We start from the raw sequence: 23,939 nt of genomic DNA, 5'->3' as shown, positions 1-23,939 counted from the left end.
CCGATGTCAACCGAGCGAGAAGTCTTCGCGCCCCTTAGTCAAGTTCGGCGAATAGAAGGGATCTCGTTCAATGACCTTCTTCCATCTTTTTTGCATATACGCGATTTCACTGTTGAACCGTGCGATTTTTTCTGGAGCATCCTCAACGCCGCGAGAAACGCTTTCGAGATGGTAAAGCTCGGCATAGGGCGTCCAGACGTTTGAGTAACCCGCCTCTCGGACTTTCAGGCAGAGATCCACATCGTTGAAGGCGACGGTCAGGTCGATCTCATTGAGACCATCGACTTCCTCAAACACACTTTTGCGGATCAGGAGACAGGCTGCCGTGACAGCCGACAGATTTTGCAGGACCTTCAGCCTGAAAAAATACCCTGGATGGTCGCGCGGAAAATCCTTATGCGAATGACATGCTACCCCGCCCAGTCCAACAATCACGCCGCCATGCTGGATCGTATCATTGGCATAATAGAGCTTCGCGCCGACGCAGCCCACATCCGGCTGGATGGCCCAGGAAACCATTTCCGTCAGCCAGTCGGGCGAGATCACCTCGATGTCGTTGTTGACGAGACCGATGATTGATCCCTTCGCTTCTCCGACAGCAAAATTGTTGATCGCCGAATAATTGAACGGCTTGTCGTAGCGGAGCACGCGGACATTCTTCGCTTTTTCCAACTCGCTGAAATAAGCGAGCGTTTCCTCTTCAACCGAACCGTTGTCGACGATGAGAATTTCATAATTTCCATAACTGGTCTTTTCGAGGATGGACCCCACGCAGCCGCGCAAGAGTTCAACCTTATCGCGCGTTGGAATGATAAGGCTCACAAGCGGCTGCGGCTCGGGTACGAAGAAGCGAAGGCGGTAACAGGGCGCGCCGGGGGCTTCCTCAGCTGCTGCCGGAACGTTCATGCGCTCGACATGCTCTTCCAGCGCACGCAGTCCAGCCGTGTAGGCGTAGTTCTTTTGCGAACCATCAAGCGCTGTCGAGCCTTCCACCGCCCGCCAATGATAGAGCACTTTCGGAATGTGCCGGATTTTCTCCGAGCCGATACGTTCGAAGATGCGGAGATTGAGGTCGTAGTCCTGGCTGCCCTCGAACCCGGGGCGCCAGCCGCCAACGGCGCGGATATTTTCCGCCCGATGTATAGTTAGATGGTTCAGATAATTCTGCGACCGGAAGAGCTCGCGCGAGAAATCCGGCTTGAAACAGGGATCGTAGCGCCGGCCCTCGGAATCGATCTTGTCTTCATCGCTGTAGATCAGTCCGGCGTCAGGATGGCGATCGATTTCCAGCGCGACTTCGGCCAGCGCATGTGGGCGGAGAACATCGTCGTGGTCGAGCAAGGCGACCCATTCACCGGTGACGAGTTCCAGAGCGGAATTGGATGCCCGAGAGATATGACCGTTCTCGTCTCGCATGACGATCTTGATACGAGGATCGCGTTTTGCATATTCGTTCAAGACGCGCCGCACATGCGGCTTTGTCGAGCAGTCGTCGGCGATACACAGTTCCCAGTTCTCGTAGATCTGAGCAACGACGCTCTCGATCGCTTCCCGCAGAAGTTTCTCGGGCGTATTGTAGACTGGCATGAGCACCGAAATGAGCGGCTTGTTCTCCGACTGAGTCAGTTGCCGGCGCAAGTCCGCAATGTCGTGTTCGGTCTGGGTGTCGTGGAGCGCAATCCACCCGTCGTAGGTAATGCTGCCCAGAGCACCTCGCGCCTCGGCAGACCGCAGCGTGGCTGCCAGTCCAAGCAAGCCACGTTCCTTCAAGATTTTTACGGCACGCCCGGCTGACTGTCGCAGGGATCTCGGATTTTTTATGTGACGGGCGATAATTCTGCTAATGAGCCGAGCATAAAATTCAATTCGGGCGATCCTGCGCAGCCGCACATGGCGGATCGTGATCTTGCCGGGACTGCTGGTCGGATCGAAACGCAGTTTTGCGGCGCCCGTATATAACGGGAAAATCGCCGCGACCCGTCCTTTGCCGTGCGAACGAAAATGCAGATCGATCCGTTCAACTTCGTTGTATCCTCTGCCGCTGTCGACATAGAGACGGGCGTCGGCAAATGTTCCTGTATCAGCCAGCGCACGCACGCTGAGCCGGTAGTGCCCGGGAGATAGCGGCAGAGAAGCCGGCCACAACAGCTCGAATTGCGGATCGTTGCCGGTTGCTGTCCACTCTATTGCCCGCTTCCCTTGGGCCACGCCTTCCAAATGATGCATTGCGCGTAGCGTAACAGTCTGTCCAGCATAGAACATTGCAGTGCCCGGAACTGACGCAAGTCTTTGCAGAAACGATCCATAGCGCCAGGTCCGGCTACCGCGGATCAATTCGATTTCGTGCTTCAACGAGGCGATACTTTCAGAGCCTGCCACGAGCTCCGCATTTGCTTTTTCCAGTTCCCTGCCTGTCGCCAGAAGGTCCGCGTTGGCCATTTGCAACGCATGCGCGCCGGCCTGAATTTGCTCGTGCGATCCCGCAAGATCGCGGGTGAGGGTCTCGATGGTCTCAGCTTGCCGTTCGACCAATTCTCGATTGCCTACAATCTCCTCCTCCACTGTCATCGACCGTAGCGACCAAGGGTTTTCAGCCTGATCGGGAGCATCCATATCCGTGCCATCAAGATGAATCATGCTTTGCTCAACGGCGGCGACCCGGCCGGCTATATGGCGATGGCCGAGGACATTCTCCCGGGAAGGGCGTTTGGTCACGACGCAAAGGGAGTTCAGGAACTCGATGGAGTGAATCGACGCCAGCGAAGGTTCATCGAACGCGATTCCATACCGATCAGCGAATGCTGCCAGCGCATCCGTTCGGCTACGGTCCAGGCCCCAATGCTCGTGATTGACCAGATCAAGCAATCTCTTGAAGAACGACATCGAAGACAACGGATCATAGAGGCCACCTTCGAAGTTCTGCCGGTAGCTTGTATGCAGGTCTTCCACGACGAAAATCCCGCCATCCGACAGGTGAGGAAAATAGCGTGCGAAGGTCCGTACAACATCGGACGACCTGTGCGAACCGTCGTCTATGATGATGTCGAACCGATCGGATCTCTCGAGAATTTTCCTTTCGACCTCCTCGGTGCTAGCGTCACCAACGACAACGCTGATCTTACTGCTCTCAAAAGTCAGGAGACCGCAATTCCGATCAATATCGCAACCGATAATAACCTTCGCCCGCGGGAAATATTTCGCCCAAATCTCAAGCGACCCGCCGTTCTGGATACCAATCTCGAATATCCGAACCGGCCTGTTTCGATGTTTCGAAAAAATCCGCCCGTATTCGTTCAGGTAGATCGACCATTTGTCCGAAACTTTACCCTCGTGCATGTCGTAGAGCCGGCGAAGCGATCGCCTATCGGCATTCGTCGATTTCGCGTCCGCCTCGGACACATGACTCTTCGGCAAGCTGGCCGGCTTATTCATCGCTAGATGTTGTCCTTGAGCGGCATCAAACCGCTTGGCGTCGGGCTCAGCAACGGATTCGAGCTACCGTCTCCCAAGCGAGGATAGAAATTCCGCCCATTCTCCATGAGGCGAGCAACCACGCTTTCCGCCGCTACCCGCCACTGCGCCGCCTGCCATCCGAATACGTCCGCGAACTTCGCGCTCGACAGCCGCGAATTGGCCGGGCGCCTGGCCTTGGTCGGATAGTCCGCCGTCGCGATATCGCGCACGGTCGCATGCGGGCCACCAAACGCCCGGCTTGTGTCGAGGATGTGACGGGCAAAGCCGCTCCAGTTGGTCTCGCCGCCACCCGCTAGGTGATAGACGCCGAAGGCGGCGAAACTCCTGTCGTTGCGCAGCCTCGCCGCCGCATTCAGGATCGCAGCGGCGATGTCGAGCGCGGATGTCGGATTTCCCCATTGATCGGCTACAACCGAAATCTCGTCGCGGTCGGCGGCGAGCCTCAGAATCGTCTTGACGAAGTTTTTGCCGAAGGGGCTGTAGACCCAGGCGGTGCGCAGGATGAGATGGCGCGGGTTGGCGGCCGCCACCGCTTCCTCGCCGGCGAGCTTGGAGGCGCCGTAGACGCCGAGCGGCGCGGTCGGGTCGGTCTCGACATAGGCGCCGTCCTTGGTGCCGTCGAAGACATAGTCGGTCGACAAATGGATGACGGGAACGCCGAGCCTTGCCGCCGCTTCGGCCACCTTGCCGGCGCCGGTTGCGTTCACGGCGAAGGCCACGTCCTTCTCGTCCTCGGCCTGGTCGACGGCGGTGTAGGCGGCGGCGGAAACGACGATGTCGGGCCTTGCAGCTTCCAGCGCCGCGACCACCGTGTCGGGCCGCGCCAGGTCGAGCGCCGGCCGGCCGACGGCGACGACCTCGACGTCGTCGCGGCCCCGCGCCGCCTCGACCAGGCTTGCGGCAACCTGGCCCTCGCGTCCGGTGACGGCAAGCCTCACGTGGCTACCTTCCTGCTCTCGGCCGCGCTCCCGGCGGGGCTGATTTCGACCTTTGCGTTTTCGATCTTTGCGTTTTCGACGGGGGCGTTTTCGATCGGGCGCTTCTCCGCCACGGTCCGGCCCAGCCGCTCGCCATCGTAGCACTGCTCGCGGATCGGCCCCCACCACCATTTGTTGTCGAGATACCAGTCGACGGTCCTGGCCAGGCCGCTGTCGAAATTCTCCCGCGGCGCCCAGCCCAGGTCGCGCGCGATCTTGGCGGCATCGATCGCATAGCGCCGGTCATGGCCGGGGCGGTCGGTGACGAAGGTGATGAGATCGCGGTGGCGCTTGCCGCCGGCGCGCGGCCGCCTCAGGTCGAGAAGATCGCAGATCGTCTCGACGACGCCGAGATTGGTGCGCTCGGAATTGCCGCCGACATTGTAGCTCTCGCCCGGCTGCCCCTTGGTGGCCACCAGCTCGAGGGCCCGCGCGTGATCCTCGACGAACAGCCAGTCGCGCACATTGGCGCCGGCGCCGTAGACGGGCAGCGGCTTCTCGTCGAGCGCGTTGAGGATGACCAGCGGGATCAGCTTTTCCGGGAAATGGTAGGGACCGTAATTGTTCGAGCAGTTGGACAGCACCACCGGCAGGCCATAGGTCTCGTGCCAGGCCCGCACCAGATGGTCGGACGCCGCCTTCGAGGCCGAATAGGGCGAGGACGGCGCGTAAGGCGTTTCCTCCACGAACATGCCGCCGTCGAAAGGCAGGTCGCCGAACACCTCGTCGGTCGAGACATGATGGAAGCGGAAGCCGGACTTGCGCTCCTCCGACAGTCCCCGCCAGTATTCCAGCGCGGCATTCAGGATGCGGTAGGTGCCGACGATGTTGGTCTCGATGAAGGCGCCCGGCCCGTCGATCGAGCGGTCGACATGGCTCTCGGCGGCGAGGTTCATGACGATGTCGATGTTGTCGCGGCGCAATATCTCCAGCACCGCGCGCTCGTCGCAGATGTCGGCCTGCTCGAAACGATAATTATGCGCGTTCTCGATCGGTCTCAGCGATGCGAGGTTGCCGGCATAGGTGAGCTTGTCGAGATTGGTGACGCGGTAGGCCGGGTTGGCGCACAGATGCCGGCACACAGCCGAGCCGATGAAGCCGGCGCCACCGGTGACCAGAAAATTCATGCCGCCGTCCCCCCTCACGTGAAGACCTCCGCCAGGCCGAGCAAGGGCGCGTTGCGATCCTTGTCCGAAAGCTGGAAGCCGCCGGCAATTGCCGGCCAGTCGATGCCGATCGCGGGGTCGTCGAAACGGATCGACCGGTCATGCTCGGGCGAGTAGGTGTCGGTCACCTTGTAGAGCACCTCGGTATCCGGCACGAGCGTGACGAAACCATGCGCGAAGCCTTTGGGCACCAGGACCTGGTTGCCCTTTTCCGCGGAAATTTCCAGCGCCACCCATTTGCCGAAAGTCGGCGAGGCGCGGCGGATGTCGACCGCGACATCGAGCACGCTGCCCCTGATGACGCGCAGCAGCTTGTCCTGGGCGCGCGGCGGCAACTGGTAATGCAGGCCGCGCAGCACGCCGGCGGCGGCGGAGTAGGAATGGTTGTCCTGAACGAAGACGAGATCGATGCCGGCTTCGGCGAAGCGTCCGGCATTCCAGGTCTCGCTGAAAAAGCCGCGTGCATCGCCATGGCGCTTCGGCACGATCTCCAGCAGGCCGTCGAGGCCGAGCGGCCTGACCTCAAGCACCCTGATCCTCCATCAGATCGGCCACCCGCCGGCGCAGATAGGCGGCATATTCATTCTTGCCGAGATGCGCGGCGCGCTCCAGAACCTTGTCGGCGCCGAGCCAACCCTGCTCCAGCGCAATCTCCTCGGGGCACGCTATCTTGATGCCTTGGCGATGCTCGATCGTGCGCACGAAGGACGACGCCTCGAGCAGGCTGTCATGCGTGCCGGTATCCAGCCAGGCATAGCCGCGGCCGAGGCGGTGGACATGCAATTCGCCACGCTCGAGATAGACATTGTTGACCGCGGTGATCTCGAGCTCGCCGCGCGCCGAAGGGCGGATCGTCGAGGCAATGTCGACCACGTTGTTGTCGTAGAAATAAAGACCGGTCACGGCCCAGTTCGACTTCGGCTTTTGCGGCTTCTCCTCGATCGTCAGAGCCTTGCCGGTGGCCTTGTCGAAGGAAACCACGCCGTAACGCTCCGGATCGTCGACATAGTAGGCAAAGACCGAGGCGCCGCTTTCGCGGCCGGCCGCGCTGCGGCACAGATGCGACAGGCCATCGCCGAAATAGATGTTGTCGCCGAGAATCATCGACACGTTGTCCTTGCCGATGAAGTCGCGGCCGATGATGAAGGCTTCCGCGAGGCCGTTGGGCTGCGGCTGCTCGGCGTAGGAAAGCTCAACGCCAAATTCGGAACCGTCGCCTAGCAAAGCCTGAAAGACCGGCAAGTCGCGCGGAGTTGAAATGACCAGAATCTGGCGAATTCCCGCGAGCATCAGCACGCTCAGCGGATAATAGATCATCGGCTTGTCGTAGATCGGCAGTATTTGCTTAGAAACTGCTAACGTAAGCGGATAAAGGCGTGTCCCGCTACCACCCGCAAGGATAATTCCTTTCAACAAGCTCTCCTTGAACTACCGCGGCCCCCGCCTCGACGCCAAGTTGCCCGTGCTTAGGTTTCAGGCGCAGGCTTGTCAATGTTGGCTTTGACTGCTTCCCGACGCTACTTCAGCCCTTTCTACCATCCGGCATGCAATGGTTTCGAGCGAAATCCGACTGGGCCACGAAAAAGGGCCGGCGGGCGCTTGTCGCCCGCCGGCCCTTTTTCGTTTCGGTCGCGATCAGCCGCGCTTGAGCAATGCCCACACGGCCGGCACGAGGCTGGCGGCCAGAGCCACCTTGATCAGATCGCCGACGATGAAGGGCAGGACGCCGAACTGCCAGGACTTCTCCGGTCCGATGAGCATCGCCAGCCAGGCAAAGCCCATGGCCATCATGACGACCTCGGCGGTCAGCATGGCGCCGAACAGCTTGAACGGATTGCGGTCCCAGCCGCGATCGGCGGCCCAGCCGGCGATCGCCGCCATGACCACGAAGCCGGCAAGATAGCCGCCCGTCGAGCCCAGCATATAGGCGATGCCGATGCCCTTTTCCGGCGTGCCCTGGAAGACCGGCCAACCAAAAGCGCCCTCGGCGAGGTAGAGAAGGAGCGTCGCGACGGCCAGCCGCAGGCCGAACGCCGAGGCGATCAACAGCACGGCAAGCGTCTGCAGCGAAATGTCGACCGGGCCGAGCACCACCTTGGTCTTGGCCGAAAGCGTGAGCAGCAGCGTCCCGGCAAGCGCCAGGAAGAGCTGGGTCGCAAGCCGGGCGGCGCCTCGATCCGGCAGGGTGAGAGAAACAAGCGGGCGCATCGTGGTTGCAATTGCCATGGTCTTCCCCATTCTGGCTGATTTGCTGGCTTTGATTTTCCTATATTGGCTTCCGTATCGGGCGGCAATCACTTTGCCGCATTGCAACGGAGCCCGCCGGCATGGCCCTTGAATTCGAAACCAGTTTCGATCCCGCCTATGGCCGGGCGGTTGCGGTTGCGTCGGATGTGCTGCGCATCACCGCCAGAAACCCGAGCCCGTTCACCTTCCACGGCACCAACAGCTATCTCGTCGGCCGCGACACGCTGGCGGTGATCGATCCGGGGCCGGAAGACGACGCCCATCTCGAAACGCTGCTTGCGGCGATCGCCGGCCGGCCGGTCAGCCACATCTTCGTCAGCCACACCCATCGCGACCATTCGCCGCTCGCGGCGCGGTTGAAGGAACTGACCGGCGCGCCGACGCTTGCCGAAGGCCCGCACCGGCCGGCGCGGCCTTTGCGTATCGGCGAGGTCAACCCGCTCGACGCCAGCGCCGACCTTGGCTTCGTTCCCGATGTCGCGCTGGTCGACGATGCGCTGACCCAGGGCGACGGCTGGGCAATCCGCGCCGTGCTGACGCCCGGCCACACCGCCAACCACGCCGTGTTTGCCCTCGAGGGCACCGGAACCCTGTTTTCGGCCGACCATGTCATGGCGTGGTCGACCTCGATCGTCGCGCCGCCGGACGGCGCCATGGCGGACTATATGAGCTCCCTCGACAGGCTGCTTGCGCGCGACGATCGCCTGCTGCTGCCGGGCCATGGCGGAACTGTGATCGCGCCGCAAAGGTTCATGCGCGGCCTGAAGACGCATCGCAAGATGCGCGAAAGGGCGATCCTGGAGCGGATCCGCTCCGGAGACCGGACAATCAAGGAGATGGTCGCGGCGATCTATCGCGACACCGACCCGCGATTGCACGGCGCCGCCGGGCTTTCGGTACTTGCCCATCTCGAGGATCTGGTCGCCCGCCGCCTGGTGGCCACCGACGGCGAGCCTGCCATCGACGGCATTTTCAGTCCCGCCGGCTGATCACTCGGCCGGCGCCGCGCCGACCTGCCCGGCGACTTCCTGGTCGAGCTCGCCAAGGAAATTCGTGATGCGGGCGGCATTGTCGCCGAGGTCGTAGCGGCCATAGCGCGAGGCCGAGCGCATATCGACGATGACCTGCTCGCCATCGTCGGTGACGCGGATGGCGACGTCGGCCGGCAGCCCGAGCACGAAGCCCTTGGCCAGCGCGTTGATCGTTGCCTCGCTCTGGCCGTTGATGTCGGGATAGGGCGCCGTCAACTGCCAGTCGCGGCGGTCGAGCACGGTCTCGACAGCGTCGACGACGGTTTCGAAGGGCAGATTGTAGCTGCGCCCGCTGACCAGCGGATAGGCGTCCGCCTGCAGGCTCTGTTCACCAGGCGTCGGCGGCGACAGCTCGTTCATGTCACCGGTACGATCGCTGGTGTCCAGCGCCGGCGGATCGTCGAGATCGGTCGAGATATCACGCAGCGGCGGATAGATCGTCGCCCAATAGGCGGCGACGCCGTAGGGCGCCAGCACCAGAAGCGCCAGCAACGCGCCGACGCTGAGATCGCGGCCGCCGCGATCGCCAAAACTCCAGACCCGCGACAGGCCGAGGCCTGCCAGCAACAAGGCGAGCGCCGCCAGCAGCGCCACGACCGCCAGCACCCACAGGAAAGGCGGCGTCTCGACGAGATCGAGCCGATAGCTGGCAACGACGGTGAGCAAAAGGACAAGAGAAAATGCCCCGATCCGCCGCGACCAGCCGGCCGCCCTAGACGTCTGCCGTTCAGGAATAGATGCCATTCTTTGCCGTGTCGTCCCAACCCGGGCCGAGAGTTAGCGGTTTTTGGCGCGGGCTTGAAGCCGAAAGATCGAAGATTTTTCGTCAATCCGTCGGCAGGCGGTAATCCTTGAACTGGTGGCGCAAACTGGTCTTCTGGATCTTGCCGGTGGCGGTGTGCGGAATTTCGCCGACGAAGGCGACGTCGTCGGGCATCCACCACTTCGCCACCTTGCCGCTCATGAAGGTGAGAATGTCGCCCTTGCTCGGCTCCCTGCCGGGCTTGCTCACGATGACGAGCAAAGGCCGCTCGCCCCATTTGGAATGCGGGATGCCGATGGCCGCCGCCTCCGCCACGTCCGGATGGCCGACGGCGAGGTTCTCGATATCGATGGTCGATATCCATTCGCCGCCGGACTTGATGACGTCCTTGGCACGGTCGGTGATCTGCATGTAGCCGTTGGCGTCGATATGGGCGACATCGCCGGTGTCGAACCAGCCATCGGCGTCGAATTGCTCGGCGCCGGCGCCACCGTAATAGGCGCGTGCCACCGCGGGGCCACGCACCTTGAGATGGCCGAAGGTCTTGCCGTCCCAGGGCAGCGCGTTGTCTTCGTCGTCGGTCACTTTCATTTCGACGCCGAAGGGCGAAAAACCCTGTTTGCCCTGGACATCGAGCCGGGCCTCGCCGGTCAGCGCCTCATATTGCGGCTTCAGCGTGCAGAGGGTGCCCAGCGGCGACATCTCGGTCATACCCCAGGCATGCACCACCTGCACATCGTAATTGTCCTGGAACTTGGCGGTGATCGCGCGCGGACAGGACGCCCCGCCGATCACGACCTTCTGCAGATAAGGCAGCGTCTTGCCGGTCTCCTCCAGATATTGCAGCAGCATCATCCAGACGGTGGGCACGGCGGCGCTGAACGTCACCTTTTCGGTGTCGAGCAGTTCATAGATCGAGGCGCCATCCATCCTGCAGCCCGGCATCACCAGCTTGGCGCCGATCATCGGCCCGCTCTGGCCGAGCCCCCAGGCGTTGGCATGAAACATCGGCACGACAGGCAGAATCACATCCCGCGTGGATATGCCCATGGCATCGGGCATGGCCGCCATCATGGCGTGAAGGACATTGGAGCGGTGGCTGTAGAGAACGCCTTTCGGGTCGCCCGTCGTGCCCGAGGTGTAGCACATACCGGCCGCGGTGTTCTCGTCGAAGGTCTTCCAGGCGAAGGCGCCGTCGGCCTCGGCCAGCCATTCCTCATAGGCGACGGCATTCGCCAGCGACGTTTGCGGCATATGCGCCCTGTCGGTCAGCACGATCACCTTTTTCAGCGATCGGACCGCGCCGGCGATCTTTTCCAGGAGCGGCACGAAGGTAAGATCGACGAAGATCGCCTTGTCCTCGGCATTGTTCATGATCCAGGCGATCTGCTCGGGAAAAAGCCTCGGGTTGAGCGTGTGATAGATCCCGCCGATGCCCATGATGCCGTACCAGGCCTCGATATGCCGGGCCGTGTTCCAGGCAAGGGTCGCGATGCGGTCGCCGAGCCAGAAGCCGTCGTGCTCCAGCCGCTGCGCCACCTTGAGTGCCCGGTGATGGATTTCGGCAAAGGTCGTGCGCACGATCGGGCCCTCGATCGAACGCGACACGATCTCCCGGCTGCCGTGCTGTCGTTCGGCATGGTCGAGCAGCTTGTGGCAAAGCAGCGGCCATTCCTGCATCAATCCAAGCATCTATTCCTCCCCTTTGCGCATTCGCGTCGTTTGTTTCACGCATTGTGGAACGAACCGGCGGTTTGTCCAGCCGTCATAAGTCGAAGCCCGTGGATGGATCGAAGAACCTGAAAAAACCGCCATAATCCGGCCATCGTCGCCGTTAAGTTTCATTAACGGGCTGGGTGAGATTGGCGAATGGAGTGGTTCGCATGGACGCGCAGCTCGACGATAAAGCCCTCGAAAGCACGCTTGCCGAAAGTCTGGACGATCTGACGCCGGACACCAAAATCGTTTCCGAAGATGAATTTGCCGAAGTCGTCGGCGGCGCGCTGGAGGCCGTCGGCGGAACGTTGCTGTTCAAGATGCGCGTCGAAAACGGCGCCGAGGGCGAACATGTCGCCGCGGCTTGCATCGGCAACGCCGACAATCGTCAGTTTCTGCTGCTGACGCTGCCGACCAGCGGCGGCGCGCTGAAGGTCGAAACCGCGGCAAGGAGCACCAATCCGGTCGCGGGCATTGCAGCCGCCTATGCCGGCCTCATGGATGCTTTCAAGACGGCCGCCTGACGGCTGGAGCAGTTCCAGGAAAAGCGCGCAGCGGTCGGGCTCGGCGCCTTCGCCGTAGCCCTCCGTCCGGAATTGCCTGGAACAAGAATGGAGCGGGTCGGCGATCCCGTCGAACGCCGAACCGCTCGGGACCCAGACTTCAATGAATGGTGATGACAGCTCGCGCCGCGCGCGCTTGCGCGATGCGCCTGCCCTACACATGTAAGTCTACCCCGAGAGCGTTCACCGTTTCACGGAAACAGCGAAGCGCTTTCTCTTTGTTTTGACGCAATTCCGGACGGAAAACCGCTTCGCACTTTTTGCTGGAATTGCTCCAGGAGACCATTCATGGACAAGTTCGCCAATCCAGCCCCCGGCTTTCAGCGCAATCCCGACAAGGTAATCACCGTCGAACCCTATCGCGGCAGCGTCACCGTGCTCGCGGGCGACACCGTCATCGCCCGGTCGACCCGGGCCAAGATGCTGTCGGAGCCGCCCTACCCGGCGGCCTTCTACATCCCGTTCGACGACATCGATTTCAGCAAGCTCTCCGGCACCGAGCACTCGACGCATTGTCCATACAAGGGCGATGCCAGCTACTGGAGCGTCCAGCCGGCCGGCGAAGCCGGCGAGAATGCAATGTGGGCTTATGAGGCGCCATTCGACGAGATGGCCGAAATCCGCAACCACGGCGCGTTCTACACGAGCAAGGTAACGGTCGAAGCCAAGCCGGACTGAGGCTCAACACAGCCTGGCGGCGCGTGAAATCCGGTCAGTCCGTCGTGCCGTCGTTGCCCTCGGCATCGTCGAGGCGCACGAAGGTCATGCCCTTCTGCTTCAAGGCGAGCAGGCCCTGAACCACGCCCTCGCCGGCCGCGTGGGTCGGCTGGTTGATGTGGGCGATGATGACGTCGCCGTCCTTGGCCGCGCCGATGCGGCGTGCCGTTTCCTTCGCGCCGAGCAGCGAGCCGCCGTCGCCATTGACCGAGAAACCGGCGATCTTGAAGCCCAGCTTGCGGATCATGGCGATCGCCGAGGGGCTGTATTCGGCGGTGGCGCCGCGGAACCATTTTGGCGCCGGCCCGCCCGCCCCGGCCAGGGCTGCGGCGCCGGATTCGACCTCGGCCTGCACAGCGCCCGGGCTGCCGGCGCTGCGGATGCCGTAGATCTTCCGTGGCGTATCGACCGCCGGAATGTGGCGGCCGCCATGGTTTTCCAATTCGAACAGATCAGGGTGTGCCCGCATGATCTCGATGGCTTCGGCATTGCGCTTCAGCCAGATGCCGGTAACGAAGATGGTCGCCGGTATCCTGTTGTCGACAAGCGCCGAAAGTATCCTTGTGTCGGTCTTTCCGCCGCACGCATCGAGCGTCAAGGCGACGCGCCCGCCGCGGCCTTCAAGACCCTGCGGCTTCACATGCAGCGTCGGCTCGAGCAGCGTGGCTGCATTGGCAAGCGACGGCGCGAACAGCGACAACGCCATCGCGCAAAGAGAGTTTCGAAGCAGACCCATCATCCATTCCAAGCCGGCGCGCTCGGTCAGTCGCCGCATCACGCCGAGAAAACTTGCCCCTACTTATCTCAACAGACTGGCATCTAGGCGAAAATGGGGACGTCCAACAGCGCAAAAGGAGCAATCGCGAAAAATTGCTTTCGCCTTACATCTCGGCTTCCAGGGCAGTGTGCGTCCGCGCCAGGAGTTCGAGCACAGCCTCGACGACCGGGGCAACCTCCAGCCGCCAGACGCAGCAGGCCTTGTTGGGATCGGGCCGTTCGCACAGGTCGCCGCCGACGCAGTCGCAAGGCATGGACGGACGCATCGGGATGTTCGGCGCACCGACCGGCCCCCAGCGGACCGGGCTCTGCAGGCCGAACAAGCCGACGACAGGAATACCGGCCGCAGCCGCCATATGCATGGGGCCGCTGTCATTGCCGAGAAACAGCCGCGCCTGCTTGAACAATGCCGGCAAGGTCTCGAGCGGAAGCGCCCCGACCAGGTTGACGATCCGGGTCTTCGCGTTCGCCAGAACCTTTTCGACCACCTCGTTCTCGTCCGGACTGCCGACCAGGGCGACGTCCAGACCGGTTTCGGCCGATATCCGGTCGATTGCGGCAGCAAAGCGCTCGGGCTGCCAGCGGCGCCCGGGGAAGCTTGCCCCGGCATGCACCGCGACGAAGGCGCCCGGCCGAAGGTGGAACTTGTCCAGCAGCGCCAAGGCTTTCGTCGTCTCGATCGGCATCGGCCGGATATCAGGGCTCGGCGCACGCAGCTCTATGCCAAGCGCCTCCAGCGGCGAAAGATAGCGATGGAGAAAGTGCCGTCCGCCATAGCCGAACGGCTTTGCCTTGACATTGGCGGGTTGGCGCTCGAGCCAACGTGGGGCCCTTTCGGACGGGTGATATCCGACGCGAACCCGTGCACCAAGCAGTCCGGAGATGAACCGCGACGTCTTCGTATCGGTGATGTCGACGACCATATCGAAATGGTAGCGGCGCAATTTAAAGAGCGTGAGAACGAGTTCCTGCGTGCGCCGCAGCGGCGTGCCGCGCATATAGGAACGGCGGAATGTCACGACTTCCGAGGCGATGTCGTTGGCCGTGAGGAAGCTGGCGAAGCGGCCGTCGCAGAGGAAGACGATACGGACGCCGGGATATTCGAGCTGCAGATTCCTCGCCAACGCGGAGGAAAGAACGAGATCGCCAATGTGCTTCGTTTGCAGGATCAGGATCGACCTGGGGGGGTCGGAGCGAAGCTGCGATATCCGTGTCCGGGCGCCGGACGGATCGGAGTCCACGAAGCTGGGTTGAGACGTAGACATGTGGATCCGTCATGCGCGTGTTTCACGTGGCTCTCATATACAAGACGGCAGGATTTTGGACCAGAGTGACTCGCGCACCGATTGGGCTTCCCGTTTCACGGAAAAGCAAAGGCGCCGAGCCTGACATTTCAAATCTTTCCCGGAATTGCTCCAAGAGGCGCGACGCGACCGACGGGCGGCTTTTCCGCAGATGTCAGACCGCGGCTTCCAGGACAATCTCGGTGCGCGCCAGGAGTTCCAGCGCGGCCTCGACGACCGGATCGACCTCCAGGCGCCAGACGCAGCATGCCTTGCTCGGATCGGTCCGGCGGCACAGGTCGCCGCCGACGCAATCGCAAGGCATCGATGGCCGCAACGAGATGCTGGGCACGCCGACCGGCGCCCAGCGAACCGGATTGGTCAGGCCGAACAGGCCGACCACCGGCGTGCCGGCCGCGGCCGCCATATGCATGGGTCCGCTTTCGTTGCCGAGGAACAGCCGCGCTTCCTTGAGCAGCGCCAGCAGCGTTTCCAGCCGCAACGTGCCAGCCAGGTTGACAACCGGCGTCTTCGCCGCGGCCATGATCCTGTCGGTTGCCTCGCTCTCGTCCGATCCGCCGACCAGAACCACGCGCAGGCCGGTTTCGCGGACGATCCTGTCGATCGCTTCGGCAAAGCGCTCCGGCTGCCACCGGCGCCCCGCGAAGCTTGCCCCGGCATGGACCGCGACAAAAGCGTTTGGCTGGATGTGGTGCCTGGCGAGCAGCGCCAGGGCGCGCGTCGTCTCAAAGGGCAGCGGTCGAATGGCAGGCACCCTGACGCGCAGGTCGACGCCGAGCGCCTCCAGTGGAGACAAGTAGCGATAGAGGTAGTGCTTTTTGCCAAATCCGAAGGGTTTCATCTTGACATTGGCGGGCTGCCGCTCGTGCCAGCGCAAAGGCCGCTCCGTCGGAAAGTAGCCGACCCTGACCGGGGCATTGACCAGTTCGGAAATGATCCGCGAGGTCTTGGAGTCGGTGATGTCGATGGTCATGTCGAAGCGGTGCTGCCGCAACGCGCGCACCGTGCGGAAGAGCTCGCGTCCGCGTTCGAGCGGCGAGCCCCGCATCTTGGCGCGGCTGAAGGGGACGACCTCGGTGGCAATGCCGTGCGCCGTCAGGAAGCCGGCGAAATGCGTCTCGCAGAGGAACACGATCCTGACACCCGGATATTGAAGCTGCAGGTTCTTCGCCAGCGCCGAGGCAAGCACGATGTCGCCGATGAACTTGGTCTGCAGGATCAGGATCGAGCGGTAAGTGGATGGGGAAATCTGCAACATGGGTTTCCGACACCAATAAATTCGGTGTTGGAAACTCCCTTGAAACGATGTCGAGATTCAGGGTCGTCACACGCACGTTCGCGTGACATTGCATACAAAATCGTAAGGTATCCGAACGTCCCTTAAAGCGCGTCGCGCCGAAACGAATTCAGGCAACGCGCTTTAAGTCTCTGTTTTGGTGTATGTCGTTGTCCCGGAATCGCCGCGCACTTCTGGGCGACACGCGTCAGGCGCGCTTTGCCGCGCTCTTCGCCGCAGCCACCGCAGCCTGCGCGGCCGCAAGCCTGGCGATCGGCACCCGGTAGGGCGAGCACGACACGTAGTCGAGGCCGACCTCCTCGCAGAAGCGAATCGAGGCCGGATCGCCGCCATGCTCGCCGCAGATGCCGAGCTTGATGCCGGGCCGCGTCGCCTTGCCTTTTTCGGCCGCGATCCGCACCAGCTCACCGACGCCGTCGACATCGAGCGACACGAACGGATCCTGCTCGATGATGCCCTTCTGCCGGTATGTTTCGAGGAAGGACGCGGCATCGTCGCGAGAGATACCAAAAGTCGTCTGCGTAAGATCATTGGTGCCGAAGGAGAAGAATTCGGCCGCTTCGGCAATGACATGGGCGCGGATCGCCGCGCGCGGCAACTCGATCATCGTGCCGGTCAGATAATCGATCTTGGTGCCGGTTTCCTGCATGACGCCTTGCGCCACCGCGTCGATGCGCGCCTTGACGTATTCCAGCTCCTTCACCAGGCCGACCAGCGGCACCATGATTTCCGGCACCACAAGCGCGCCGGCCTTGCGGCCGGCCTCGACCGCCGCCTCGAAGATGGCGCGCGCCTGCATCTCGGCGATCTCCGGGTAGGAGACGGCGAGCCGGCAGCCGCGATGGCCGAGCATCGGGTTGAATTCATGCAGCGCCTCGGTGCGCTGGCGAAGCTTGTCGGCCGAGACGTTCATGGCTGTCGCCACCTCGGCAAGCTCGGCCTCGGTCTTGGGCAGGAATTCATGCAGCGGCGGATCGAGCAGGCGGATCGTCACCGGCAGGCCGGCCATGATCTCAAACAATTCGAGGAAATCCGAGCGCTGCATGGGCAGCAGCTTGTCGAGCGCCGCGCGCCTGTCCTTCTCGGTGTCGGCCAGGATCATCTCGCGCATGGCGACGATGCGGTCGCCATCGAAGAACATGTGCTCGGTGCGGCAAAGGCCGATGCCCTCGGCGCCGAAAGAGCGCGCCATGCGCGCGTCGAGCGGCGTTTCGGCGTTGGTGCGCACCTTCATGCGGCGCGCGGCGTCCGCCCATTCCATGATGGCGGCGAAATCGCCCGACAGCTCCGGCTGCAGCATGGCGACCGCCCCCTTGAGCACCTGGCCGTTGCCGCCATCGATGGTGATGATATCGCCCTTGCGGAAGGTCTGGCCCATCGAGAGCAGCGTGCCGGCCTTGTAGTCGACACGCAGCGAGCCTGCGCCGGACACGCAGGGCTTGCCCATGCCGCGCGCCACCACCGCGGCATGGCTGGTCATGCCGCCGCGCGTGGTGAGGATGCCTTCGGAGGCGTGCATGCCGTGGATGTCTTCAGGGCTGGTCTCGATACGCACCAGGATCGCCTTGCGGCCTTGCGCCTTGGCGTCCTCGGCATCGGCGGACGAAAAGACGATCTCGCCGGTGGCGGCGCCCGGCGAGGCAGGCAGGCCCATGCCTATGACGTCGCGCGCGGCCTTCGGGTCGATGGTCGGGTGCAGGAGCTGGTCGAGCGAGGCCGGATCGATGCGGGCGACCGCCTCCTCCTTGGTGATCAGCCCGTCCCTGGCCATCTCGACGGCGATCTTCAGCGCCGCCTTGGCGGTGCGCTTGCCGGAGCGGGTCTGCAGCATCCACAATTTGCCGCGCTCGATGGTGAATTCGAGGTCCTGCATGTCGCGGTAGTGCTTTTCCAGCCGGTCGGAGATGTCGACGAAGGCCTGGAAGGCGTCGGGCATAAGTTTCTGCAGCGACGGCTTGTCGGAGCCGGCGGCGATGCGCGCCGCCTCGGTGATGTTTTGCGGCGTGCGGATGCCGGCCACCACGTCCTCGCCCTGGGCGTTGACCAGGAATTCGCCGTAGAGCTGCCTGTCGCCGGTCGAGGGATTGCGGGTGAAAGCGACGCCGGTGGCGGAGGTATCACCCATATTGCCGAACACCATGGCCTGGACATTGACGGCCGTGCCCCAGCTTTCCGGGATGTCGTGCAGGCGCCGATAGGTGATGGCGCGGTTGTTCATCCAGCTCGAGAACACGGCGCCGATCGCGCCCCAGAGCTGCTCCTGGGGATCCTGCGGGAACGGCTTGCCGAGCTCTTCCTCGACCTTGGCCTTGTAGAGGCCGATCACGCCTTGCCATTCCTGCGCCGTCAGCCCGGTGTCGAGTTCGTGACCGAGGCTTGCCTTCTGGTCCTCGAGGATTTCCTCGAACACTTCGTGGTCGAGGCCCATGACGACGTCGGAATACATCTGGATGAAGCGGCGGTAGCTGTCATAGGCAAAACGCGCATCGCCGGAATCGGCGGCCAAAGCCTCGACCGTCTCGTCGTTGAGACCGAGATTGAGCACCGTGTCCATCATGCCGGGCATCGAGGCGCGGGCGCCGGAGCGCACGGAGACCAGGAGCAGCTTCGACGGATCGCCGAAGCGGCGGCCGGTGATCCGGCCGATATGGTCGAGCGCGGAGACCACATCCGTCTCAAGCGCGCCAGGATAGCTGCGGCCATTTGCGTAGTAGGCGTTGCAGACCTCGGTGGTGATGGTGAAACCGGGTGGCACCGGCAGCCCGAGGCTGCACATCTCGGCCAGATTGGCACCCTTGCCGCCGAGAAGGTTGCGGTCGCCGGCACGGCCTTCGGCGGCACCGTCGCCGAAGGTGTAAACCCACTTGGTCATGCTTGCCCTCCAGTTCGTGGAAGATAGAACATCCGGACGATTGTCCGGTTCCCCGCCTTTTCCGAACCCGAGCGATAGGATGCTGCAGTGCGAAAGGCAAGGCACCGGCAAAGCAGGCACCGCCGCTAAAATCGATTAAGCAAAAGCTGCGTCAAAAAGACTTGCCGACCAGGATGGCGCCATATAGAACATAACAGGAACATAGTGGAGTAGCGTGATGAAACTCAACGGAAAACTCGACTATCTGGAGCTGCCCGCGACGGGCGGCACGCTGGACAGCGTCAAGTCCTTCTACAGCGCCGCCTTTTCATGGTCGTTCACCGACTACGGCCCGACCTACGCCGCCTTTGCCGAAGGCCTCGACGGCGGCTTCCAGGCGGATGCCGGCGAGGCACCGGCCAAGCCGCTTCCGGTCATCTATTCCAAAAATCTCGAGGAAACGCTGGACGCGGTCGAGAATGCCGGCGGCACCATCGTCAAGCCGATCTTTTCCTTCCCCGGCGGCAGGCGGTTTCATTTCACCGATCCGGCCGGCAACGAACTGGCCGTTTGGGGACATTAGGAAAGACGCGGATTTCGAGGCGTTTGCTGTTGACAGCCGAGGGGTTGCCGGGCTCATTCCAATGAGCGGCGGCAATCTTCCAACAGCAAAGCAGACTGATGAAATTCGGCTCAAGCGGCGTTCGGGGTTTGGCTTCCGAATTGGTTGGGAGGCCAAGCGGGCTTTACACTGAGGGTTTCGCCCGGCGCCTGCGGTCGACCGGATTTCAGCAAGGCAAGGTCTTCGTAGGGCGTGACCTGCGCGACAGCAGCCAAACGATTGCCGAAGACTGCATGGCGGCGCTGGCTGCGAGCGGCTTCCAGCCGCTCGATTGCGGCCCCATCCCCACACCCGCGCTTGCCTTCTATGCCCGCCTGCACGGCGCCCCGGCTCTGATGGTGACCGGCTCGCATATTCCCGCCGACCGCAACGGCATCAAGTTCTACGGGCCGAAGGGCGAGATCGACAAGGCGGACGAGGCCGCGATCACCTCTTATGTCACGGAGCTGTCGGATAAATATCCCTGGCCGCCCGCCCATGCGGACCGGCAGGCCGGCCATGAACAGGCGCTCGCGGCCTTTCGGGACCGTGTCGACGGCATCCTGCCCTCGGGCACCCTTTCCGGAATGAAGCTCGGCGTCTACCAGCACAGCACCGTCGCGGGCGAATTGCTGGTCGAGGTCCTGCGATCCTTTGGCGCGGATGTGGTCCCCGTCGGCAAAACGGAGATTTTCGTGCCCCTCGACACGGAGGCCGTCGGCAGGGAAACGATGGCGAAGGTGGAGGACTGGGTGCGCGAATTCAAATTCGACGCCATGCTCTCCGCCGACGCCGATGCCGATCGTCCTCTCGTGGTCGACGGCAAGGGCGAATTGTTTCGCGGCGACCTGATTGGACTAGCCACCGCGCTTTTCCTCAAGGCCGACACCGTGGTGACGCCCGTAACGTCCAATTCGGGCATTTCAGACGCTTTCGGCTTCAAGGTGGTGAGAACGAAGGTGGGATCCCCCTTCGTCATAGAGGGAATGGACGCCGCGCGGCAGGCAGGCGGCATCGTCGTCGGGTTCGAGGCCAATGGCGGGGTTCTTCTGGGCTCGGACTGCCTGGTGAACGGCAAGGTTTTGTCCGCGCTGCCGACGCGGGATTCATTTTTGCCTATCCTGGCCGTGCTGGGCACGGCGGCATCGACGGGCAAATCGCTGTCGGGCCTGCGCGAAAGCTGGAACCTTCCGGTCTGCGCCAGCGAGCGGCTCGAGAATTTCCCCGTAGAGGCATCGCGCGGCTTGATGCGCAGGCTCGCCGACCGCGATGCGTTGCGGCAATTCCTCGCCCCCTTCGGCGCCGTCGCTGATGTCGACGAGACCGACGGCCTGAGAGCACGGATGACCAGCGGCGAGATCATCCATCTGCGGCCTTCCGGCAACGCTCCCGAATTTCGTTGCTATGCCGAGGCCGCCAGTCACGACAGGGCGAGCGAAATTGTCGCAATGGCGCTGGAACGGGCGCGGGACACCACACTGGCAGATGAGTGAGAGGCCGTGTAACGAAAGTGGCGCAGGCGGGCGCCGCAGGCCTGGAGCGCGGCCGGTTCGACAGCAACGGGGGCGCACGCCCCGCATCTCGCTCTATTCCAGAAAGCACCGATGACAAGGACAGCATTGATAACCGGCATTACGGGGCAGGATGGCGCCTATCTGGCGCAGTTCCTGCTTTCCAAGGGTTATAGCGTGCACGGACTGGCGCGACGGTCGAGCACAGCCGAGGTCAACACCACGCGCCTGAAATGGCTTGGGATCGAGAGCGACGTGCGGATCGTGGATGGCGACCTGACGGACCTGTCGGGCCTGGCCCGAACCATGCGCGACGTAAGGCCGGACGAGGTCTACAACCTTGCCGCACAGTCTTTCGTCAGATCCTCGTGGCAGCAGCCGATCCTGACCGGCAACGTCACCGGTATCGGCGTCACGAATGTGCTTGAGGCGCTGCGTCTCGAAATCCCCGCAGCGCGTTTCTACCAGGCTTCGTCGTCGGAGATGTACGGCCTTATCCAGGAGCCGGTGCAGTCGGAGACCACGCCTTTCCATCCCCGCTCTCCCTATGCGGTGGCGAAGGTCTACGGTCACTGGATCACCGTCAACTACCGCGAGAGCTTCGGCCTGCACGCTTCGAGCGGCATCCTGTTCAATCACGAATCGCCGCTTCGCGGCATCGAATTCGTGACACGCAAGGTCGCGGACACCGTCGCGCGCATCAAGAACGGCCTGGCAAGGGAGTTGCGGCTGGGCAATATCGACGCCAAGCGCGACTGGGGCCACTCCAGGGACTATGTGCGCGCGATGTGGCTGATGCTGCAGCAGGATCAGCCCGACGACTATGTGGTCGCCACCGGCAGGACGACGACGGTGCGCGACATGTGCAGGATCGCCTTCGAGCATGTCGGGCTGAAGATGGACGACCATCTCGTGATCGATCCTGACCTGTTCAGGCCGGCGGAAGTCGAAGTCCTGCGCGGCAATCCGGCCAAGGCAAAGGCGAAGCTCGGATGGGAAGCGACGATTTCGCTGGAAGAGATGATCCGCGAAATGGTGGACGCCGATCTGGCGCGCCACTCGGCCGCCAGGCGTTGAAAGGAAACCCTTGGTTCTACAAGCCAATGACTTGACGCAACGTGATCCGCCGCGCTTACGCGTGTGGACGGCGCGTCATGGTTCGTGAGGCCGGCATGCGGATTTTGCTAACCGGCGCCAACGGTTTCGTCGGCCCCTATGTGCGCGACGCGCTGCGCGGGATTTGCGGCGATGACGTTACCATTGTCGCAACCTCCAAGGATGGCGGTCCGCATGCCGCTTTCGGCCAGGTCGAAGAGCTGGATGTGACAGACGCGGCCGCCGTCCATGCCGCCGTTGCCCGCCACCGGCCCAGCCATGTCATTCACCTGGCGGCGGTCGCGGCCCTGGGCGCCGCCCAGGCCGATCCCCGGAACACGTGGCGCATTCACGTGGGCGGTGCACTCAACGTTGCCAATGCCATCCTCGACAAGGCTCCGGACTGCTGGCTGATTCATGTCGGGTCGGGCCTGGTCTATGGCGAAAGCGCGAAAACCGGACGGCCGCTCGACGAAGGCACGCTGCTTGCTCCGATCGACGACTACGCCGTGACCAAGGCCGCGGCCGACCTCGCGCTCGGCGCGCTTTCTCGCCAGGGGTTGAAGTGCATCCGGATGCGTCCCTTCAACCATACGGGCCCGGGCCAGACAGAGGCATTTGCCGTGCCGGCCTTCGCCATGCAGATTGCGCGGATCGAAGCAGGCCTGGCTCCGCCGGTGATCCGCGTCGGCAATCTCGATGCGAGACGCGATTTCCTGGATGCCCGCGACATCGCCAACGCTTATGCCCGCGCGGTTCTGAGGAGCCGCGATCTTGCGCCAAACACCATTTTCAACGTTGCATCCGGCGTGTCCTGGCGGATGGGAGACATTCTCGATCTGCTGCTGGCGCAAAGCAGCGCTAGGATCGTTACGGAGCAGGATCCCCTGCGGCTGCGACCGAGCGATCTGCCACGCATCGTCGGCGATGCGACTCGCGCCCGGACCCTGCTTGGCTGGGCGCCCGAGCACCCCTTCGAAGATACGCTCGCCGCGGTCCTGGAGGATTGCCGCGCGCGCGTGGCCCAGGCGTAGGCAAGGATGCATCGCCTGATTCCCGAAAGCCTGGGCTAAACCGCAGAAGCGCGAAGCTGACGCGCGGGGTGCGGTGCTTGCGCTCCACCGCCGGCGATCGCGAAACGAAACGGCCAGGAATGGCGGCCCGCGTCGCTGTCGCTTTTAGTTGATCTCCCGGCATTGAGCTTTGCCCCGCCACGTCCTATAAGGCCGCGCGCAGCGGGCATGGCCCGCTTGCTGGGGCGTCGCCAAGTGGTAAGGCATCGGTTTTTGGTACCGACATTCCCAGGTTCGAATCCTGGCGCCCCAGCCACACCATCGCAGGTCGTCCCGGAGGCACGGGTTACCCATCTCTTGGCAAGGGCAAGCGAGCGATCGTGGCGAGGCTCTGTCAGCCGACAGAGGCCGGTTTTGGAAGCCATCGCTTTTCGACGAGGCAGACCATCGTGTAGGCAGGGTCAAAAACGTTTCCGACGTGATACCGGACGACCTGTCCCAACAGATGCGACGCAGCAGTGGCGGACAATCCATAGTCGCTGGTCAGCCAGTTGAGCATATCCGTGGTCGCGTGCTGCAGGGCCTGATCAAGCGGGCGTGCGTTGCCGACAGAGAAAATGTGGGTGTCGTTCTCACCGCGAGGCCATACCAGCTGCCTGTTCTTCTCCACCGTCAAGCGAAGCTCAACCTCAAAGCAGGTTTCGATACCGGTCCCGACAATCTCCCCATCGCCCTGCGCCGCATGACAATCGCCTGCGAAGAAGAGCGCACCTTCCACAGCAACGGGAAACCAAACGGTCGCACCGGGCCGAAACCCTGTCGCTTATACACAGATG

At 62.8% G+C, this 23,939-nt stretch carries 19 protein-coding genes, 1 tRNA gene and 1 pseudogene; 8 read left to right on the top strand and 13 right to left on the bottom strand.

All coding sequences use genetic code 11. The features are described 5' to 3' along the window. Positions 1-6 precede the first annotated feature (6 nt). From FJ471_RS35060 to FJ471_RS12110, 6 genes are all read right to left on the bottom strand, one after another. Positions 7-3,432, bottom strand: coding sequence for a glycosyltransferase (locus tag FJ471_RS35060; protein WP_210242019.1), 3,426 nt, complete (start codon positions 3,430-3,432; stop codon positions 7-9). 2 nt (positions 3,433-3,434) lie between these two features. Continuing rightward, positions 3,435-4,412 carry a dTDP-4-dehydrorhamnose reductase gene (gene rfbD, locus FJ471_RS12130; RefSeq protein ID WP_140803389.1) on the bottom strand — a complete coding sequence of 326 codons (978 nt, stop codon included), beginning with the start codon at positions 4,410-4,412 and terminating at the stop codon, positions 3,435-3,437. Further along, positions 4,409-5,578 carry a dTDP-glucose 4,6-dehydratase gene (rfbB, locus tag FJ471_RS12125; RefSeq protein ID WP_246684696.1) on the bottom strand — a complete coding sequence of 390 codons (1,170 nt, stop codon included), beginning with the start codon at positions 5,576-5,578 and terminating at the stop codon, positions 4,409-4,411. Before rfbB ends, rfbD begins: the two co-directional genes overlap by 4 nt. Before the next feature lie 14 nt (positions 5,579-5,592). Further along, complete coding sequence (gene rfbC / locus FJ471_RS12120; RefSeq protein ID WP_140803388.1) at positions 5,593-6,147, bottom strand: dTDP-4-dehydrorhamnose 3,5-epimerase; 555 nt, start codon at positions 6,145-6,147, stop codon at positions 5,593-5,595. Further along, on the bottom strand, positions 6,140-7,030 hold the full coding sequence (gene rfbA, locus FJ471_RS12115) for a glucose-1-phosphate thymidylyltransferase RfbA (RefSeq protein ID WP_140803387.1): 891 nt from the start codon (positions 7,028-7,030) through the stop codon (positions 6,140-6,142). The genes rfbC and rfbA overlap by 8 nt, the downstream gene beginning before the upstream one ends. Positions 7,031-7,252: 222 nt before the next feature. Beyond that, complete coding sequence (locus FJ471_RS12110; protein ID WP_140803386.1) at positions 7,253-7,843, bottom strand: biotin transporter BioY; 591 nt, start codon at positions 7,841-7,843, stop codon at positions 7,253-7,255. Positions 7,844-7,944: 101 nt separating this feature from the next. Between FJ471_RS12110 and FJ471_RS12105 the strand changes: the two genes are divergently transcribed. Beyond that, positions 7,945-8,853, top strand: coding sequence for an MBL fold metallo-hydrolase (locus FJ471_RS12105; protein ID WP_140803385.1), 909 nt, complete (start codon positions 7,945-7,947; stop codon positions 8,851-8,853). On the opposite strand, the gene FJ471_RS12100 is transcribed toward FJ471_RS12105, so the two are convergent. Next, on the bottom strand, positions 8,854-9,639 hold the full coding sequence (locus FJ471_RS12100; protein WP_140803384.1) for a DUF1499 domain-containing protein: 786 nt from the start codon (positions 9,637-9,639) through the stop codon (positions 8,854-8,856). A gap of 82 nt (positions 9,640-9,721) precedes the next feature. Beyond that, on the bottom strand, positions 9,722-11,350 hold the full coding sequence (locus FJ471_RS12095) for a fatty-acid--CoA ligase (RefSeq protein ID WP_140803383.1): 1,629 nt from the start codon (positions 11,348-11,350) through the stop codon (positions 9,722-9,724). A 191-nt stretch (positions 11,351-11,541) separates the two neighbouring features. Between FJ471_RS12095 and FJ471_RS12090 the strand changes: the two genes are divergently transcribed. Together FJ471_RS12090 and FJ471_RS12085 are read left to right on the top strand one after the other, a co-directional pair. Further along, complete coding sequence (locus FJ471_RS12090; protein ID WP_140803382.1) at positions 11,542-11,898, top strand: hypothetical protein; 357 nt, start codon at positions 11,542-11,544, stop codon at positions 11,896-11,898. A 327-nt stretch (positions 11,899-12,225) separates the two neighbouring features. Continuing rightward, the gene (locus FJ471_RS12085) at positions 12,226-12,615 is read left to right on the top strand and encodes a DUF427 domain-containing protein (protein ID WP_140803381.1); all 390 of its coding nucleotides are present in this window, start codon (positions 12,226-12,228) and stop codon (positions 12,613-12,615) included. A gap of 34 nt (positions 12,616-12,649) precedes the next feature. Here the strand turns inward: FJ471_RS12085 and FJ471_RS12080 are convergent, their stop codons facing one another. From FJ471_RS12080 to ppdK, 4 genes are all read right to left on the bottom strand, one after another. Next, positions 12,650-13,390, bottom strand: coding sequence for a polysaccharide deacetylase family protein (locus FJ471_RS12080; protein WP_140803380.1), 741 nt, complete (start codon positions 13,388-13,390; stop codon positions 12,650-12,652). Positions 13,391-13,535: 145 nt separating this feature from the next. Then, complete coding sequence (locus FJ471_RS12075) at positions 13,536-14,696, bottom strand: glycosyltransferase family 9 protein (RefSeq protein ID WP_140803379.1); 1,161 nt, start codon at positions 14,694-14,696, stop codon at positions 13,536-13,538. A gap of 193 nt (positions 14,697-14,889) precedes the next feature. Continuing rightward, entirely contained in the window at positions 14,890-15,993 is a 1,104-nt protein-coding gene (locus FJ471_RS12070; protein ID WP_140803378.1) for a glycosyltransferase family 9 protein, read from the bottom strand. Positions 15,994-16,219: 226 nt separating this feature from the next. Beyond that, the gene (ppdK, locus tag FJ471_RS12065; RefSeq protein ID WP_140803377.1) at positions 16,220-18,904 is read right to left on the bottom strand and encodes a pyruvate, phosphate dikinase; all 2,685 of its coding nucleotides are present in this window, start codon (positions 18,902-18,904) and stop codon (positions 16,220-16,222) included. Positions 18,905-19,121: 217 nt separating this feature from the next. On the opposite strand from ppdK, the gene FJ471_RS12060 reads away from it, so the two are divergent. The 5 genes from FJ471_RS12060 to FJ471_RS12040 all read left to right on the top strand — a co-directional run bounded on the left by FJ471_RS12060 (position 19,122) and on the right by FJ471_RS12040 (position 23,419). Further along, positions 19,122-19,466, top strand: a complete 345-nt coding sequence (locus FJ471_RS12060; RefSeq protein WP_140803376.1) for a VOC family protein — start codon at positions 19,122-19,124, stop codon at positions 19,464-19,466. A gap of 98 nt (positions 19,467-19,564) precedes the next feature. Beyond that, positions 19,565-20,977: a phosphomannomutase gene (locus tag FJ471_RS12055; protein ID WP_140803375.1), complete on the top strand. Its 1,413-nt coding sequence runs from the start codon at positions 19,565-19,567 to the stop codon at positions 20,975-20,977. 111 nt (positions 20,978-21,088) lie between these two features. After that, positions 21,089-22,072 carry a GDP-mannose 4,6-dehydratase gene (gmd, locus tag FJ471_RS12050; RefSeq protein ID WP_140803374.1) on the top strand — a complete coding sequence of 328 codons (984 nt, stop codon included), beginning with the start codon at positions 21,089-21,091 and terminating at the stop codon, positions 22,070-22,072. Between the two features lie 77 nt (positions 22,073-22,149). Beyond that, entirely contained in the window at positions 22,150-23,124 is a 975-nt protein-coding gene (locus FJ471_RS12045; protein ID WP_210242018.1) for an NAD-dependent epimerase/dehydratase family protein, read from the top strand. Positions 23,125-23,344: 220 nt separating this feature from the next. Beyond that, positions 23,345-23,419: transfer RNA gene (locus tag FJ471_RS12040), tRNA-Gln, on the top strand. 78 nt (positions 23,420-23,497) lie between these two features. Here FJ471_RS12040 and FJ471_RS12035 read toward each other — a convergent pair. Continuing rightward, positions 23,498-23,917: pseudogene (locus FJ471_RS12035) on the bottom strand (acetamidase/formamidase family protein); the annotation flags it as partial. Between the last annotated feature and the right edge of the window lie 22 nt (positions 23,918-23,939).

The sequence above is a fragment of the Mesorhizobium sp. B2-7-1 genome (assembly GCF_006440735.1).
Taxonomy (GTDB): Bacteria; Pseudomonadota; Alphaproteobacteria; order Rhizobiales; family Rhizobiaceae; genus Mesorhizobium.
This window is presented reverse-complemented; position numbering and strand designations above follow the sequence as displayed.